The sequence below is a fragment of the Bacillus sp. CH_48 genome, from assembly GCF_038008465.1.
Classification (GTDB): domain Bacteria; phylum Bacillota; class Bacilli; order Bacillales; family Bacillaceae_G; genus Bacillus_A; species Bacillus_A thuringiensis_S.
On the sequence record NZ_JBBOZF010000001.1, the window covers coordinates 594,603 to 612,991 of the forward strand.

Here is an 18,389-nt window from a genome sequence, read left to right on the forward strand (position 1 = left end):
TTAACTAATTACAATGCTGTATCATTTTGAATCTTATCTAATCTTTTTCTATCAAATAAACCAAGACTTACACCTACGATTGATGATACTATCGCGAAAGCACCTGCAACTAAGAAGATTGACAAAACATTTATTGACTCAGCCAAAAAGCCAGCTATCATAGCACTAAAAGGTAAAGCTAAAAATGCTACCATTCTAGTAGAACTGATAACTCTTCCGAGCAACTTGCTAGGTACAGTCTCTTGTCGCAATGTAAACCAATTAATAGCTAATAAAGTAACTGATCCTTTAATAAAAATTTGACAGAATACTAAAATTACTAAGCTGAATTGAGAGAAGTACAGGAGCATCTGGGCAAGTCCTATAACAATCCCTGAATAAATAATAACATTTCCTCTTGGAATATGTTTAAATTTACTTGCAAAATAAACAGCCAAAATTGGTCCAATTGCCTGTAATGAAAAAATTAATCCAATATTTATAGGACTCAAGCCTAGATAATCTTTCAAGTAATACATAAAAAGAGATTCTACAGCTCCAAATCCTATATTGATACCAAAAATAACTAGAGAACCAACTAAGATAATTTTCGTTCCAAAGACATATCTTAGTCCTTCAACAATAGGTTTTACTAATTCAGGGCGTTTCTTCTCTTCTTCAGCAAAATCTCTAAATTTTAAAAATAAAAATATTGTTCCTGATAAAAAGAAGGCCACACTTGTTATTAATAAAACATTCGAATTCCCAAAAAGCGCTATTGCAATCCCCGCTACGGCGGGTCCCAAGAATGTAATAATCGTTTCGCTTAGTCTAAAGAATGAGTTACCTTGAATAAGATCCTCTTTAGATAAGATTTCAGGAACTGCAGATTCAAAACTAGGATGATGAAAAGCTGCTAAAGCAGATAAGGTAAAAGCGGCAATATATATAACTATTATGCTGTTATAACCACTTAAAAAAAGTATAGGAACTACGAGTACAAAAAGCGCTGAAGCATAGTCTCCTATTATCATTATCTTCTTTTTAGACATTTGGTCTGCTAATGCCCCACCTATTAAACTAAAAATAACTTGGGCTCCAAGCTCTAATGCTAGTACGAAGGCCATTTTACTTGGAGAATGGGTTAAATCATAAACAATTAATGGAATTGCTATAGTGAAGAACCACATTCCTAATTTACTTATTGTCATCCCAGAAAAAAGTATTACATAATTCTTATTAAAAAAAACTTTAGGTAGCATATCAAATCACTTCACTTCACTTTTAACTACTTGACCACAGAGAGGACAATCTAACATTTTTTCCCACGAAGAAACAGTATTAGTTTCTAGGGTTAAAAAGTCCACTTCCATAACTTTCCCTAAAGAAATAGGTTGTGCAATCTGCGTTAAAATTTTTAATGCTTCATTAACAATTGTTCCAGCTACAATAGCTACGTTTGGACTTATAGCAGCATTGTTTCTAGTAAACTCCATGTTATTCATAGCTTCTAATTGCTCGTCTTGTTTATCGTTTAATTGTCTTGCATAATTAATGTGACATTGTACACAACCTGTCTTAGAAGGAATCATAGAAAAGAATCTACCACGAGTATTTAATACTCCACCATAAACCATTGGCAGATTACATTTAACCACACCTTCGTTTACCCAGTTTGCAATATGTAATGTTGGCTTATCTGCAACACATATCACAAGCTCAGTTCCTTCAATATGTTCAATCACATCTTGAGGTGACTCTATTTTCTTATTTATAATTTGAAGATCCACATTAGGGTTGAATTGGGATATTCGCTTTTTAGCCATTTCAACCTTACTATTCCCTATATCTGATTCCGAATAAAGCAACTGTCTATTAAAATTACTTAATTCAATATTATCAAAGTCCAGAGCTTTTATATTATGAAATCCTAATGCTGCCAAATGATACAGTACTTGTGTTCCAAGTCCTCCTACACCAAGAAGTGCAATAGGCGTTTCTAAAATCTTTTCTTGAATTTTATATTTATCTTCTCCGAATTTCGTGAATAGTGAAAAATAATTTATATTCGCTTTATATCTTTCTAAGATGTAATCATTGAGTTCTGGTACAATTGAATTATCTTCTAAATAACCTTCATTTCCTAAAACTTTTATAGCCTCAATAATTTCATTTGAACTAATATCAGGAAATTCTTTTTGTACTTCTTGAACGATGTTTGGAATGTTTCTCTGGCCATCTAATTTATTTATTAGAAATGAGATGCTACCAGTAGGGTCTGGAATTATACCTGCTAAACCTTCTTCTTCACCAATTTGAATTTCTTTATTTAGGAAAAAATAAGGGATAGTTTCTTTAAATTTTGGTTTCATTTTATAACATCTCCTTAATTAATTGATTAATTAAAAAATTAAGAAGAACCGGAAATCCGGTTCTTCTTAATGACTTAACCTGGTACATTAGTAAGTGCATTAGCAGCAACTACTTTTTTAGAAGCTTTTTTTACTTTAACGATCATATGTAATCACCTCCTACATTTGATAAATCTAGCATAACACACAAAAAAGTGAAATTACATAATAATCTGATAGTTTAAGGTTGAGAAACTTTTTTTTGAAAATTGTAGAAATAACTATTTTTAGTAGTTTATTCACCTGTAAAAAATCAATCCATAAGCAAGTTTAAGTCTTGATAGGTTAAGTTTCCATTTGAATGTAATAATTTTCCCTGTTTAAAGGTGCTGCTTATCTTATCAAGGTTTGTTAGAATATTCCTAAAAGCTGAAGATCCAAGACTCACTCTCTCAATTTTTAATGTCTTTATGTTTTGCATGGAATTTAAGTTTTCACTTTGAAGCAAATTTATAGGTAACTCTATATTTTCTCTAAGTACTTTTATTGTCTCAATATCCTTAACTCCAGGAATAAAAATACAATCTGCTCCGGATTTTTTATATTCTTCTGCACGAACGATTACATCCTTAATACGATCTTTTAAATCGCCAATATCTAGCCAAAAACTATCAATTCTTGCATTTATGAAAAGATGAGGCGAATAAGCTTTAATAAAGTCTAAAATGACCTTTTGCTCATTAATTTCTCTTAAATACGTACCTCTCCCATCCTCTATATTTATACCTACCACTTCAAATTTTTCTAACTCGTTTAATATTTTTCGTAAATCAAAAATATTAGCGGCATATCCTCCTTCAATATCAGCTGAAACAGGAAGTTTGGTATTTTTCGAGATATTACTAATGGAATTTAACATTAACTCTAAAGGAATCTTCTCGCCATCTGGATAACCTAAGGTTGCTGCGATACCAGCACTAGTAGTCCCAATCGCTTGAAAATCGTTTCTCTCAAAAATCTTAGCACTTGATGCATCCCATGCATTTGGAAGCATTAATGGATTGTTTTGATCATGTAACGTTCGAAATAACTTAATTTTCTCTTTAAATTCCAATTTAAACACCCTTTAGTAAATTATTTTTTTAGTTTTACACTTGACTTTTTTTGCACCTACTAGTTATGTTGTTTTACATAACGGATTAAATTAGATCTTGCAGAAAGGATAGGTGTGAGTATATGAAAATCGCGATAGTAGGTTTAGGACCAAGAGGTATATCAGTATTTGAAAGAATAGTCTCTAATATTTTATCTGAATTAAAATCAGAATCTTATGAAATCTTTTTGATTGATCCACATCCTCCAGGAGGAGCTGTATGGAGAACAGACCAGTCACCTCAACTTTTAATGAATACAGTGGCTTCGCAAATAACTTTATTTACTGATGATAGCGTCCAGTGTCGGGGTCCTATCGTTAATGGGCCTAGTCTATTAGAATGGGCAAATGAATTAAGGGATAAAATTGACACTTTAGATATGCCCACCGTTATTACAGAAGAAATTTATTCCTTAGAACCTAACTCTTACCCTACAAGAGCTCTATACGGCTATTATCTTAAAGATTCATTTAATACTATTCTTGAAGAATTACCCTCAAATATTAAGATTAACTTAATTCAAGACACATTAATTAATCTCTATCCGAACAATGAAGATTATACTTTATTTCTTAATAAGTCTTTAACACCAATTAAAGCTGAAAAGGTTATCTTTACAACTGGGCACTCAGATCAGAAATTAACTTCAGCTGAAGAACATTTCTTTGAGTTTGCTAATAGTAACAACCTAAATTACTTCCCACCATCCAATCCAGCAGATGTTAATTTAGATTCAATAGAACCTAAAACTCCCGTAATAATAAGGGGATTAGGCCTTAATTTTTTTGATTACATGTCACTTTTAACAAGTGGGAGAGATGGAAAGTTTGAAGAAATTAATGACAAATTAAATTACATTCCCTCTGGTAAAGAACCTTTATTAATTGCAGGTTCTAGGCGAGGCTTACCTTATCACTCTAGGGGACAAAATCAAAAAGGTTCTTCAGAAAGACATATCCCACTATTTCTAAAAAATGAAGTTATCGAGCAGTTAAAACATAAAAATAACCTAAGCTTTAAAAAAGAGATATGGCCTTTCGTAAAATTGGAAGTTGAAAGTATCTATTATACAACTTTAATTCGCAATCTCTATGGAATAGAAAAATCTTGTCAGTTCCTTTACGAGTTTGTTAATTGTGCCATAGAATACCATAAGGATCTTTTAATCAACTTTGGAGTAAAATCAGAACTATTTTTTGATTGGCACAAAATTAGTTGTCCTTATGGTGATAAAAAATTTAATTCAATAACAGACTTTCATAATTGGTTAGATACTTACTTACATAATGATATTAACGAAGCAAACCTGGGTAATAAAAACAGTCCACTAAAAGCCGCATTAGATGTTTTAAGGGATATCCGAAACGAAATAAGAATACTTGTTGATCATGGAGGAATAAATGCTGAATCTTATAAAGAAGAGTTACGCAATTGGTATACACCTTTAAACGCATTTCTTTCAATTGGCCCTCCTGTTCAAAGAATCAAAGAATTGAGGGCATTAATAAGAGCCGGAATTTTAGTTTTAGTTGGACCTGAAGCAACTGTAGCTACTTCACCTATAAATAAAGATTTTAAAATTAGCTCTAACCGTGTTAAGGATTCGATATTTCATGCAAAGAACCTAATTGATGCTAGACTACCCTCAGTTAATATAAATCAAAGTAAAAATATTTTAATCTCAAATATGTTAAAAGCAGGTCTAGCCTCAGAATTTAAGATTGCAACGAACAATAATTATATTTTTGAAAGTGGAGGTTTAGCAGTGACTCCCCCCCCAAATAGATTAATAGATAAAAACGGTAAAGTTAATCCTAATTTATACTCCTTTGGAATTCCAACAGAAGGCGTTCATTGGGTAACTGCTGCGGGAGCGCGACCAGGGGTTAATTCTGTAACACTCCTTGAATCCGATTCAATTGCAAGAGATGTTCTAGGCTGCAATATTACAATTAATAATGTGTATAAGCAGACCATTAGCTGAGGAATTATTCCTCAGCTAATGGTCTTAAATTGGTTTTATGTATAACTCAACCACTTGTTATAAACATCATCAACAAACTTTTCACTCAACCCTGTGTATGATTCTGGATTAGTAAGGGAATTTATCTCTTCATCGCTAAAATACTTCTTAATTTCATTGTCTTCTAATAAAATATCTTTTAAATCTTTGTCTTCTTCAAAAGCTCTCATTGTTAATTCGTACAATAAATCATGGGCAGTAGTTCTACCAATTATCTTCCCCAATTCTAACATTACGTTCTCAGATACTATTAAACCTTTGGTAAGAAAAAGATTCTTTTTCATTTGTTCTTCATTTACTATTAAGTTTGTTAAGACATTTTTAAGTTGTTCTAATGCGCCGCTTAAAGTTATGCAAATTTCCGAAATATAAGACCATTCAGATTGCCAAAATGTAACATCTCTTTCGTGTTTCTGAATCATACTGTCAATAGCTAAAGTTGATTTTCTATTGACTATTTTAGTTAATCCCACAATATAAGAGCAAGTCATAGGATTTCTTTTATGCGGCATAGTGCTACTTCCTACTTTACCAGAATGGTACCCCTCTTCTACTTCTCTAATCTCTGTTCCTTGAAGGCTTATTATTTCTTCTGCAACTTTAGCTGTAGTTGCTCCAATCATATTTAAAATCATGCTAAATTCTGCAAATCGGTCTCTAGACGTGTGCCAAGATACTAAGGGTTCAATTAGGTTTAAATTTTTTACATACTCTTTTCTAACAGCTAACCCTTGCGCTCCTAATGAAGCTAAAGTACCAACTGCACCTCCCAGTTGCCCCACTAAATATCGGTCTGCACCTTGTTGTAACCTTTCTAAGTGACGACCAAGTTCATCTGACCATATAGATATCTTATATCCAAAAGTAATCGGTAAGGCATGCTGACCTAACGTTCTGCCTGGCATTACTGTTGACTTATATTGCTGGCTTAATCTCAAACATATCTTTAATATTTCTTGAGTTTGATTATAAATAAGTTCATGAGCACCTTTAATTTGCAGGGTAAGTCCCGTGTCAATTATATCTTGTGTTGTTGCTCCCCAATGAATGTACTTACGTGATTCTTCATCACATAAACTCTCGAACTCATGTAGGAATGCTACAAAGGGGTGTCCAGTTTTTTTCATTCCTTCTCTAATCTTATTAAAATCAAGTTTATTTTGGTCAGCTGCATTTGCAATATTAGTCGCTGCATTTTGAGGTATAATACCTAATTTAGCTTCAGCTTTTGCTAAGGAAACTTCTGAATTAAGCCACAATTGTATTAAATTCTCGTCTGAAAAATTTGTTCTCATTTGTTTTGTACCAAACTGGTCCTTAAAGATTTCAGAATCAATTGGTGTCGAATTCATTAGTATCACCTTTCTTTTTCATTAATTTAAGATAAAATATCTACTATTGATATTAGCATATTAATGTAAGTAATTTGTCTTAAAATTGATTTTATATATTTTTGAAACCTAAAATGAAAAGGAATACGGGAACAAAAGAACAAAAAAACACAACAGATAAAAGATTCTTTTCGTAACAAACGAAGGGATCTTTTATCTGTTGTAAGAACCATGGGTTCCCAAGAATCCTTCACCTATCATTTATTCATTTCCTGTTCCCAATTATCAACTTAAATATCCGCTACTCCCTGTTCCAATGCTACACATCTCCTTTTGTTACTGTAGCTTGTTCATATAACGTGTTTAACGATGTTATTCCCCATAAAGAAAAAGATAATCCACTTAAAATTGTAATCTCGATGACAGTTTTCCCCTTACCTTATATAACGTAGAAAGCTGAAAAAGTACTTGTTATATTGTTATTATTCCTTCATACTCGTCTCTACATAGTCTAAATTCAATTCATTAAATTCTTCTAATGTATCTAACGCTCTAACGTATTCTATGGGGGTATTTCTTTCTTTGTTGGATAATAGCTTGTTGTATTTTCCCATCTGTTTGCAATTTTTTGACAGCAATGTCTCATACGATATGAAAAACTCTACTAGGGTGTCTTTTACCCAATATTCAAAAGGTTACATGTGTTTGCTGACTAAAAATTATTTCCTTATAAAGGATAGAATCACAATAATTATGCATATAATTCCGCCTAAAAGCTTGTCCTATTTCAGTGATTTTGTCTAAAAAATTTTGCGTATTTTTTTAACTGTGTTCCTTTAAAATTTCTCATTTCTCATGAGTCTGTTCAGTTTTTTAAAGTGTAACTTTGTTTAAAAAGCTTTGCAACAGAATTACTACCAGTAACACTCGTCATATAATTAATAATTTGTTGTATATATTCACTATTAATAATAGGCCATTGAATACCTAATAATTTTAGTGTTTTTTGAGTTTCAGTCGAATCAAGATTTATTGGTTTATAACAATTATCTTTTGGTTCTTCAAATGTCATGAGGTTTTGAATATCTTCCTGTTTCTTTTTATCTTTAGAAAGTTCTAAAATAAATTGTTGATACTCTGTTTCAGAAATTACTTTAATTGGATATCCCATTGAATTTAGTAATTTTACAAGTACATTTAAATTTAACGTAAGATGATTATATATATGATTTACGCAATTTTTGCTATTTTCATTTATTTCATTTGAAGTTACAAACCCTGTGATAATTTTGCTGCAATAATCTACAGGTGTAAACTCAACTTCACTTGATAATAATACATCTGTCACGATACCATATTGTAATATAAATTTTAATTTGCTCATAAATGCATTTTCGGTGAAGTTATATTGATGTTGTCCATCAATATATCTATTTGTAAGATTTCCTACTCTATAAATAGTAGCATCTGTTCCCCTTAATATTGCCTTGAATATTTCATATTCCGCCAAAAATTTACTTTTCACATACACATTATCTTTGTAATTTTGTTTTACATAAAAATCGCTTTCTTTAAATATTGTTTCCGTTTCATTTAATGCAAATTGTCCGGCTACACCAGTTGTAGATATATGATGTAAATCCTTAGTATCACCAACAAATGCAAGAAGTTCTTTTACCGCCTGGACATTTGCTCTTTCAAATTCACTATACTCGCCAAAATGTTTTGTTAAAGCTGCAGCATGAATAACAGTTGATATTTGTTGATGAAGCTCCTTATATAATTCGTTTTCTAATCCCATATTTTGTTTAGCTAAATCACCTTGTACAATAAAGATACGTTGATTTACTAAAGATTGATAGCTTACAAATTTATTTTTAAAATAAAATTTTAACATGTGTAATAAACGATTATTTGCCTCTTGTTTATTTTCCCCACGAACTAAACAATATATCTTACATTCTGTAGTATCCAATAGTTGTTCTAGTAGGTGAATACCTAAGAATCCTGTAGCACCTGTTAAAAGTATTTTGCTATTATTACTAAATTCGTGTCTTTTTGTTTTCTTTAGCTTCTTTGGAGGAGTTGTCAATTTAATATCTAATGTATCTGAATGTGAATTTACTTTATATCCATATTGAATTTTTTTAGCTATATTATTAATTGTTTTTAATTCAAAGTAATCTTTAATAGTTACATTCCAACCTTCAGAAAATGTTTTTACTAAAGTACTCATAATTTTTAAAGAGTGCCCACCTAGATCAAAAAAATTATCATTTATCCCAATGACAGAGGAGTCAATCCCTAATACCTCTGACCAAATTTCTACCATTTTTTGCTCTACTCTATTCCGAGGTGCTATATATCCCTCGTTCGTTTGTATAATAGAGGCCCATGCAGGTAAAGCATCTTTATCTACCTTCCCATTAACAGTTAATGGCAATGATTCTATCTTGATAAAATGAGCCGGGACCATATAATTTGGAAGATGTACCCCTACATGTTTTCTCCACTCTTGTGTATCTCCTTCGCCCACAATATAGGCTACTAAGATGTTATCTCCAAATGAATCTTCTTGCGCTACCACAGTAACTTCTTTAATGTCTGGATGATTTCCTAATATTGTTTCAATTTCACCTAACTCAATTCGAAATCCTCTAATCTTAACTTGTTTATCAGCTCTTCCTATATATTCTATATTTCCATCAGGTAAATATTTAACTAAATCACCAGTCCGATATAATCTATCATTAGAGCTATTCTTGAATGGGTGTGGGATAAATGAGGCCTTTGTTAATTCAGGTTGATTCAAATATCCTCGTGCTAATGCGATACCTCCTATATAAAGTTCACCTACTGTCCCAATAGGGACAAGTTTTTTAGCTTCATTTAATACATATACCTCTACATTGGGAATAGATCGACCAATAGGTGGTGTCCCTTTGCCGCTATAAATGTCTATAGTAGCAACCGATGCTTCTGTTGGACCATATGCATTTATAAAGAGGTGATTTTTCACCCATCGTTTTGCCACTTGTTCACTACAGACTGAACCCGCAGAAATAACAGTTTGTAATTCCTCAAATTTAGATTCATCTAACAGATTTAGTACCGTAGGTGGTAAAAATGCATGCGTAATTTTTTTTTCTAGCAAAAACTGGGTAAGTGGCTCGACTGGCATAATATCTTGTTGACCACATACATATAAAGTTCCACCAGACACCAGAGTTGCGAAGATATCATATAGTGAAACATCAAATGCAATTGAAGAAAACTGAACTACCTTACTACCCGTATTTAATTTTGTAAAATTAATGCTGGCATTAATAAAATTACATAGACCTTTTTGTTCATAAAGGACACCCTTTGGATTTCCTGTGGATCCAGATGTATAAATTACATATGCCAAATTATCTGGTTTAACTTCAATTGTAGGATTTATATTTTTTTCTCTCGAAATATTCATTTCATGTTCTTTTATATCAATACAGTCTATTTCTTTAGGTATCCACTGTGTTAGATGACTTTGTGTCAGCAATACTTGTATGTTGGCATCTTTCAAGATATATTCAAGCCTCTTTGTTGGATATGCGGGATCTAGTGGGACATATGCGCCACCAGCTTTTATTATTCCTAATATACTTACAATCATCTCTAAAGAACGTTCTATATAAACCCCTACCATACTTTCAGGGCCTATGTTTCGTTTTTGTAGATAAAAAGCTAATTGATTTACTTTTTCATTTAATTCCTTATAAGTTAACTGTTGATCTTTATATACCAACGCAACAGAATCTGGATTCTGAATTACTTGCTGTTCAAATAACTCTTGAATCACTACATCTTTTTGATAATTGCCCTCTATGTTAGTCCATTCATGTAATAATTGCTTTTCTTCGTTCTTAGTGAGTATTCTTAGATTCTCAATAGGTTCCTCCGGAAATTGTAAAATTTCATCTAGCCAAATTTCAAAAGATTGAGCCATTCTTTTTATTGTAGAAACCTTAAATAAGTCTGTATTATATTCAAAATCCACTTGTAATCCTGTTGGTATCTCTTCCATTGCTATAGTTATATCAAACTTTGCACCATTCATATGTCTAGGGATTTTTTCTACGCTATGATCTAATAATTTTGGTAACTCTTTTAATTGATTGTGAAAAACAAACATTGTCTGAAATAATGGAGAATAACTCATATCACGTTCTGGTTGTATAGCTTCTATAACTTTTTCAAAAGGAACGTCCTGGTTTTCTTGTGCATCTAACATTTTTTTCTTTATTTGTTGGACCAATTCTTTAAATGTTATATTATTTGAGCAATCTGCACGATAGACTACAGTATTTGCAAAGAATCCAATAAGATCTTCAACTCCTGGATAATTCCTATTTGCAATCGGGCTGCCTACTAAAATATCTTTTTGATTGGTATAACGAGAAAGAAACCCTTGATAACTTGCTAATAATGTGGCGAATAATGTAACGCCTTCCTTAGAATTGAATACTTTTATTTTTTCTAACAATTTATTGGGTATGACAATTTGATACGTATCTCCATTATAGCTTTGTATTATTGGACGAGGATAATCCAATGGGAGTTCCAATATAGGAAGTAAACCGCGTAATTCTTTCCCCCAATATGCTATTTGTTTTTGTATAATGTCTTCTGTTAACCAACTTTTTTGCCATTTTGTAAAATCAATATACTGAACAGGTAAAGGGGGAAGCTTTTCAGTTTCGTTTTCTAAAAATGCCTGATAAAAACTCATCCATTCATTGATAAAGGTATCTAATGACCAGCGATCAAAAATAATATGATGGATGGTGCAAAGAAGTACTAACTCTTTATTGTCCATTATTATTAAATGAGTACGTAATAAAGGTCCTTGGCTTAAATCAAATGGCTTTTTAGCTTCTATTTTTGATATATTTTCTATTTTAGATGTTTTATCTTCAGGAGAAAGAGAAAGATAACGCAAATCAATTACTGATAAGGGAACTGTTATATCTTGTTGAACAATTTGCACTGGTTTTCCTTCAACTTCATGAAATACTGTCCGTAGAATTTCATGGCGATGTATTATTGCATTATATCCTTTTTTTAACATATCAATGTTCCATTTTCCTTTTAAACGCCATGCAATCGGGACATTGTAAAGCGCACTATTTGTTACAATTTTATCCATTATCCATAAACGCTGTTGAGCGAAAGATAATGGTTCGTATTGTTCACGTTTAACTGATTGTAATGGTGTAAAAACATCGATCTCCCCCGTTTTTCCCAATAAAAATGTTAAACGTTTTGAGAAATGTTTAATGGTAGGGTATTCAAATATATCACGTATTTGTACTAGAATTGAAAAATCAACACCTAAACGTGAAGTTATTTTAGTTGCTAGGAGAGAGTGTCCACCTAACTCAAAAAAATTATCGTTTATTCCAATGGCAGAGGAGTCAATCCCTAATACCTCTGACCAAATTTCTACCATTTTTTGCTCTACTCTATTCCGAGGTGCTATATATCCATCGTTCGTTTGTATAATAGAGGCCCATGCAGGTAAAGCATCTTTATCTACCTTCCCATTAACAGTTAATGGCAATGATTCTATCTTGATAAAATGAGCCGGGACCATATAATTTGGAAGATGTACCCCTACATGTTTTCTCCACTCTTGTGTATCTCCTTCGCCCACAATATAGGCTACTAAGATGTTATCTCCAAATGAATCTTCTTGCGCTACCACAGTAACTTCTTTAATGTCTGGATGATTTCCTAATATTGTTTCAATTTCACCTAACTCAATTCGAAATCCTCTAATCTTAACTTGTTTATCAGCTCTTCCTATATATTCTATATTTCCATCAGGTAAATATTTAACTAAATCACCAGTCCGATATAATCTATCATTAGAGCTATTCTTGAATGGGTGTGGGATAAATGAGGCCTTTGTTAATTCAGGTTGATTCAAATATCCTCGTGCTAATGCGATACCTCCTATATAAAGTTCACCTACTGTTCCAATAGGGACAAGTTTTTTAGCTTCATTTAATACATATACCTCTACATTGGGAATGGACCGACCAATAGGAGGTGCTCCATCTCCTTTGTATATTCCCGCAACGGTATAAACTGTAGTTTCTGTTGGACCATACGCATTAATAAAAAGGTGATTTTGCATCCATCGTTTTGCCACTTGTTCACTACAGGCTGACCCCGCAGAAATAACAACCTGTAAATCTTTAAATACAGATTCATCTAACAAATTAAGTACCGTAGGGGGTAAAAGTGCATGTGTAATTTTATTCTTTTGCAAGAACTGAGTAAGTGGTTCAACTGGCATAATATCGTGTTGACTACATACATATAAAGTTCCACCTGAAACTAGGCTAGTAAATATCTCAAATACTGAAGCATCAAATGATAATGAGGCAAATTGAATATTTCTACTGTCTGAATTCATTTTTGTTAAATTAATACTAGAAATAATAAAGTTACATAAGCTTTTTTGTTCAATTAATACCCCTTTGGGTTTTCCTGTAGATCCAGATGTATAGATTACATATGCCAAATTATCTGGTTTAACTTCAATTGTAGGATTTATATTTTTTTCTCTCGAAATATTCATTTCATGTTCTTTTATATTAATACAGTCTATTTCTTTAGGTATCCACTGTGTTGGATGGTTTTGGGTTAGCAATACTTGTATGTTGGCATCTTTCAAGATATATTTAAGCCTCTTTGTTGGATATGCGGGATCTAGTGGGACATATGCGCCACCAGCTTTTATTATTCCTAATATACTTACAATCATCTCTAAAGAACGTTCTATATAAACCCCTACCATACTTTCAGGGCCTATGTTTCGTTTTTGTAGATAAAAAGCTAATTGATTTACTTTTTCATTTAATTCCTTATAAGTTAACTGTTGATCTTTATATACCAACGCAACAGAATCTGGATTCTGAATTACTTGCTGTTCAAATAATTTTTGAACAGTGTGTTCTGGTCTGTTTGATAATTTAAGATTAGTATTCATTATATCACTCCTTGAATATTATATTTAACAGTACTCATAGCGGTCCCAACAACAAAGCGCGAATTTCGTACGCTCAGGAATTATAAAGATTATAGCCTTAGCGTACAGAATCTATGAAATGTTGGTGCTACCCCATAAGGAAAACGTAAACAATCTCATTAGGCATATTAACTTTTAGGGGCAATGCCTTAATAAGTCAATTATATAACAAGTATTAACATTTGAAGATTTAAATTTTAAAAATTTAGTCAATTAAGAAAACAGAATGATTCATTGTATTTGCATCCCTAAAAAAATCCCATCTGTTCATTTTGTACAAAAAACTTTAAATCAACATTGATATTATAATGAATTAGTTAAATTATAAATATAAGTAAATAGCGAAGAATGGTGCATTCTTACTGAAAGATATATATATTTATCTAAAAATAATATATGCATTAAATATATACATATAGTTATACGCATCTATTAATAAATCCATCATCATCTTTTCTTTTTAAAGTGTTCCAAATATAAATTAATGTATAATTTATATATAACAAAGAAAAAAGCACCTACTCTTATAGGTACTTTTTTCTATTTTGATTAATTGTGCATCTAGTTACAATTGCGACTTCATTTATATTTGAACAAAGGTTAACTAAAATGAGTGGGTCTATAAAAGATTACTATTTAAATAATATAAAAATAGATTGTTCAAATTAAGAATTCTAAAGATCCTAGATTATGCCTAAACAGATAAGTAGCTAACCATCTCTACACTCGATACCACAGAAAGACTGCCAAATAACTCTTCCGACGTATCTTTAAGGTTGTCACTATAAAAATGCTAACGCGCAATGGCTGAATATATGGTTCTGAAGAAAAGTAGCATTTAAACACCTCATAAATAGTAATAAATTATACAAATAACTTATTTGCATCTAACTCGTAGCCGGCATTTTTTAGCTCTTTAAATAACGCCATGTGCCAACCATTCCCTGAATCATAGTTAACATATACAACTCCTGATATATCATTTGGTTTTTCGATATTATCTTTAACTAATGCACAAACATTGGATCTTCCCAATCTAGCAATTAGATATCCATGTTCAAATACAACATTTTGTCTAGCTCTCATTTGTAGTTCATCATCATTCTTAGCCTTACCTAAATCACAAGGCGTATAAAGTACAATTCCAAACCCTACCTCTGTATTATTTTCTATTTTTTCAATAATTGTTGATCCACCACTAGCTTGTTCATGTAAAATTATTGGTTTCAAATCTAACCTTTCCAGAAACCTAGCGACGGAAATTTTTACACTCTCATCATGTCCATGTACTATAAATACTTTTTTATTATCAATTTCAGTAGATGAAGGACTTACTGATAATTTTAGAGGTTCTCGCATTCTTACTTTAGCTTCTTTTATTATTTCTGTTGTTACATCTTGAGTACATTCATCATCAACAAATGCATCCTCTTTTGTTACAAACCAAGCAATAGTTTCTGGTGTTTGAGCATCTATTATTTCTACTATAGCTTTTATTGGCAATTCTGTAGTTTTTACTTGTATTCTAACTATATTTTGAGCCTTTAAAAAATAACCGTTGAATTGTAGTTCTTCTTTTTGTAGGTTAAGAAAAGAAGACATCGCTTAAGATGTCTTCTTTTACTTGTACACTTGGTGTTAAGAAGGTATTTATTGCTTAAAAACCATAAAAAAATATAACAATCATCGAGTAAACATATTATAGCATCAATAAATAGAGTTTTTATATGAATCTTTACATATATATAGATTTATTTATGTTTTATCTATATAGTTAAATTGTCTGTTTCTTGTTTTAATTCGTTTGTTTATTTTGAGTGCTCCAGCAATGGAGCCTTTTTTTATGCAATAAAATATTTTCTTATCATTACTTAGTTGATCTATATTAACTTTACCCTCTTAAATTATATCTATATTTTACCAAAAAATATATAGATAACCAGTTTTTTCTAATAATCTAGTGGATTGATAATTTTAATGTTAGTTATTAATACTTACAGGAAAATTCAGTATGCAATGGAAATTGAGAAATCAAGAATTATAAAAAACTTATAGTATCTTTCGGAAAAATATATTTATAATCCATATCTTAATATGTTATAATTTAATTTCTAAAACTACCAAAAAAGGACTGCCAGTAATGGTGGTCTTTTTAAATTGGTGAGATTGTACTAGGTTGAGCAAAAAAATGGAACCGAAAAAGTTATTTCTAATGAGAATAGCCTTCTTATGATGAAGTTTAATTCAGTGGATCTGCAAGCAAACATAAAAGAAGGAAAAAATTACAATTTTAATTTACGTGGATATAGAGTACCTATACTTTCATGGTTTCCAAATTTAGATGGTGTCGAACCACAAAATTAGCACTATTCTTTAATAAAAAATCCTACTCATTTTTTACTGAGTAGGATTTTTTATTAAAGAGCTATTTCGTATTAATTTGTGCCATCATTTAATATGCTATTTTTAAATGATTTCCAAATTTGATAACTAATTATCTAAATTTCTAAATTCTATACAGCACTATCAATTAAACAATTATTAAATATATCTTCTATCTAAAACATCGTATTATCATTAGCTGCTTCACTTGGAATCTCTTGAATTACATCCCAGTGTTCGACAATCTTTCCATCCTTGATACGAAATATATCCACTATAGCAACTCCCTTATCTTGAGAATTAGTACGAGAGTGTACATGAAGAGCAACCGTATCCCCTTCAGCTACTACACGTTTAATCTCTGCAGAGGAATTAGGATTTTTAACAAAATCCTCCTTAAAGAAATCCATGAAGGCTTTTCGTCCATCAGCAACAAAAGGATTATGTTGCTTATAATCTTCGCTAACATATTTAGGGATAATATCGATATTATGTTTGTTAAAAACTTCATTATAGAAATCAACTACCATCTTTTTATTCTTTTCATTTTCTTTCACTTCTTTTGATACAGAAGTAACATTCTCGCTCTTTATTGAGTTCCCTTTGTTATTACCGGTGGAAGCTTGATATACCAAAGTCGAAACTACTCCTAAAATAAATACAGAAATAATTGTTATGATTAAACTTTTCTCTAATTTCATATATACCTACCTCTTCTACTTAAATAAGTTTTCTTCTATAAAAAGTTTGAAGAAGGAGAAACCTTCCCCAAAATGTAATGTCAGGGGTAATGTTAGGAATTTCATTTATCCTCCCCCTATACAAGGCATATTAGAAACGATTAACTCTAACTTAATACCTCATTAACAGTTGCACTGTCCACAATTTGAATAAACTTCTTAACCTTATCGTTCTCATCAAACTTATAAAGATGACAAAAATCTGCTACAAATGACTTCCCTGTAGCTTTATATGTTCCACTATATTTTCCATACACAATAACAGTATTGTTATTAAAAGTATAAATTTCATCTTTTGCACTATAGTTATCCCATTCCGTACCAAGACGTTCATGTACGTTCTTCACTACTTCATCTGGACCAATATAAGTACCCGCATATGGAAACCCAGCAACTTCTGTCCAAGATACATTTTCACTTAAATACGTTTTGAACGCATCCAATTTCCCTTCGCCAGTTAACACATACGTTTCATGTAAAAGCTTTTGATATTTATTCATATCATTAACCCCAAGGCATTTCTTTTGTTACAACTTTTGCACTTAATTCTAATACACCTTTATTTGCATAGCCTGGATATGCTGCATCAAGTCTTGCTACAAAATCTTTTGAAGTTTTACTTTCCTCAGAAGCTTGAATCGCAGTTCTTAGATAATCCATTGTCGCAGTAAGTGCTTGATTATTTAAGGATTTTTCAATTGATCCATGGCTAGGTACAATGATGTCAGCATGTAATGCTTGTAACACTTTCAAGTTTTCAATCCAAGCCTCCATTGCCGCTTTTGAGCTAGTATCAGCTAAGAATACATGGATTTCGTTAAATACATCAATACCACCAATTAATACTTTCAGCTCTTTATTAAATAAGCTAGTTCTGTAATGATCTAAGCCTACTAGTTCAAATGTTAACCCCTGAAAATCAATTGTTTTTTCTTTAAACACTTGAGGTAATACCACGTTATTCGGTGCATTTTCTCCAAGGGCGTCTTTCCAAACTTTTAATTTCCCTAAGACAGAATGAACGATATGTTCAACAGTAGACTCTGTTGCATACGCTATAGCTTCTGGGTAAACGGCTTTAATGCTCTCTAATCCAAAGTAGTAGTCTGGATCCCCATGAATAATAAAGATTTTATCTAGAGATAAGTTGTTTTTTTTCAGATACTCAACAATTTCTTTCGAATCAGATTGAGTAAATTTTGAGTTTATTAAAAATGCATGTCCTGCTTTCTCAACTAATGTTGCCGTGACCATAAAGCTTTTTTCGTCCGAACTAAACACCGTTAATTTCACATCTTTTTGATTTGTATCGATTGTTTTAAACATAGTATGTTATTCTCCTTTTATTAAAGTT

Annotated in this window: 10 protein-coding genes; 1 reads left to right on the forward strand and 9 read right to left on the reverse strand. The window is 31.5% G+C overall.

Annotation, left to right across the window (positions count from 1 at the left end; genetic code table 11):
• Positions 1 to 8: 8 nt before the first annotated feature.
• From N2V92_RS02805 to N2V92_RS02815, 3 genes are all read right to left on the reverse strand, one after another.
• A complete protein-coding gene (locus tag N2V92_RS02805) occupies positions 9 to 1,241 on the reverse strand; it encodes an MFS transporter (RefSeq protein WP_000937088.1) in 1,233 nt (410 codons plus the stop codon).
• Positions 1,242 to 1,247: 6 nt separating this feature from the next.
• On the reverse strand, positions 1,248 to 2,351 hold the full coding sequence (locus N2V92_RS02810) for a HesA/MoeB/ThiF family protein (RefSeq protein WP_000802788.1): 1,104 nt from the start codon (positions 2,349 to 2,351) through the stop codon (positions 1,248 to 1,250).
• A 292-nt stretch (positions 2,352 to 2,643) separates the two neighbouring features.
• On the reverse strand, positions 2,644 to 3,444 hold the full coding sequence (locus tag N2V92_RS02815; RefSeq protein ID WP_000394562.1) for an isocitrate lyase/PEP mutase family protein: 801 nt from the start codon (positions 3,442 to 3,444) through the stop codon (positions 2,644 to 2,646).
• A 122-nt stretch (positions 3,445 to 3,566) separates the two neighbouring features.
• Here N2V92_RS02815 and N2V92_RS02820 point away from each other — a divergent pair, with 122 nt between their 5' ends.
• Positions 3,567 to 5,468 (forward strand): FAD/NAD(P)-binding protein, encoded by a 1,902-nt coding sequence (locus N2V92_RS02820; RefSeq protein WP_016078038.1) that lies wholly within the window; start codon positions 3,567 to 3,569, stop codon positions 5,466 to 5,468.
• Between the two features lie 35 nt (positions 5,469 to 5,503).
• Here the strand turns inward: N2V92_RS02820 and purB are convergent, their stop codons facing one another.
• The 6 genes from purB to N2V92_RS02850 form a co-directional block, all read right to left on the reverse strand.
• On the reverse strand, positions 5,504 to 6,859 hold the full coding sequence (gene purB, locus N2V92_RS02825) for an adenylosuccinate lyase (RefSeq protein ID WP_016078039.1): 1,356 nt from the start codon (positions 6,857 to 6,859) through the stop codon (positions 5,504 to 5,506).
• An 844-nt stretch (positions 6,860 to 7,703) separates the two neighbouring features.
• Positions 7,704 to 13,874, reverse strand: coding sequence for a non-ribosomal peptide synthetase (locus N2V92_RS02830; protein ID WP_042597206.1), 6,171 nt, complete (start codon positions 13,872 to 13,874; stop codon positions 7,704 to 7,706).
• Between the two features lie 903 nt (positions 13,875 to 14,777).
• Complete coding sequence (locus N2V92_RS02835; protein ID WP_000093953.1) at positions 14,778 to 15,515, reverse strand: TIR domain-containing protein; 738 nt, start codon at positions 15,513 to 15,515, stop codon at positions 14,778 to 14,780.
• Positions 15,516 to 16,471: 956 nt separating this feature from the next.
• Positions 16,472 to 16,996: a nuclear transport factor 2 family protein gene (locus tag N2V92_RS02840; protein WP_000764218.1), complete on the reverse strand. Its 525-nt coding sequence runs from the start codon at positions 16,994 to 16,996 to the stop codon at positions 16,472 to 16,474.
• Positions 16,997 to 17,142: 146 nt separating this feature from the next.
• Positions 17,143 to 17,535 carry a nuclear transport factor 2 family protein gene (locus N2V92_RS02845; protein ID WP_016078042.1) on the reverse strand — a complete coding sequence of 131 codons (393 nt, stop codon included), beginning with the start codon at positions 17,533 to 17,535 and terminating at the stop codon, positions 17,143 to 17,145.
• A gap of 4 nt (positions 17,536 to 17,539) precedes the next feature.
• Entirely contained in the window at positions 17,540 to 18,361 is an 822-nt protein-coding gene (locus N2V92_RS02850) for a hypothetical protein (RefSeq protein WP_000477270.1), read from the reverse strand.
• Between the last annotated feature and the right edge of the window lie 28 nt (positions 18,362 to 18,389).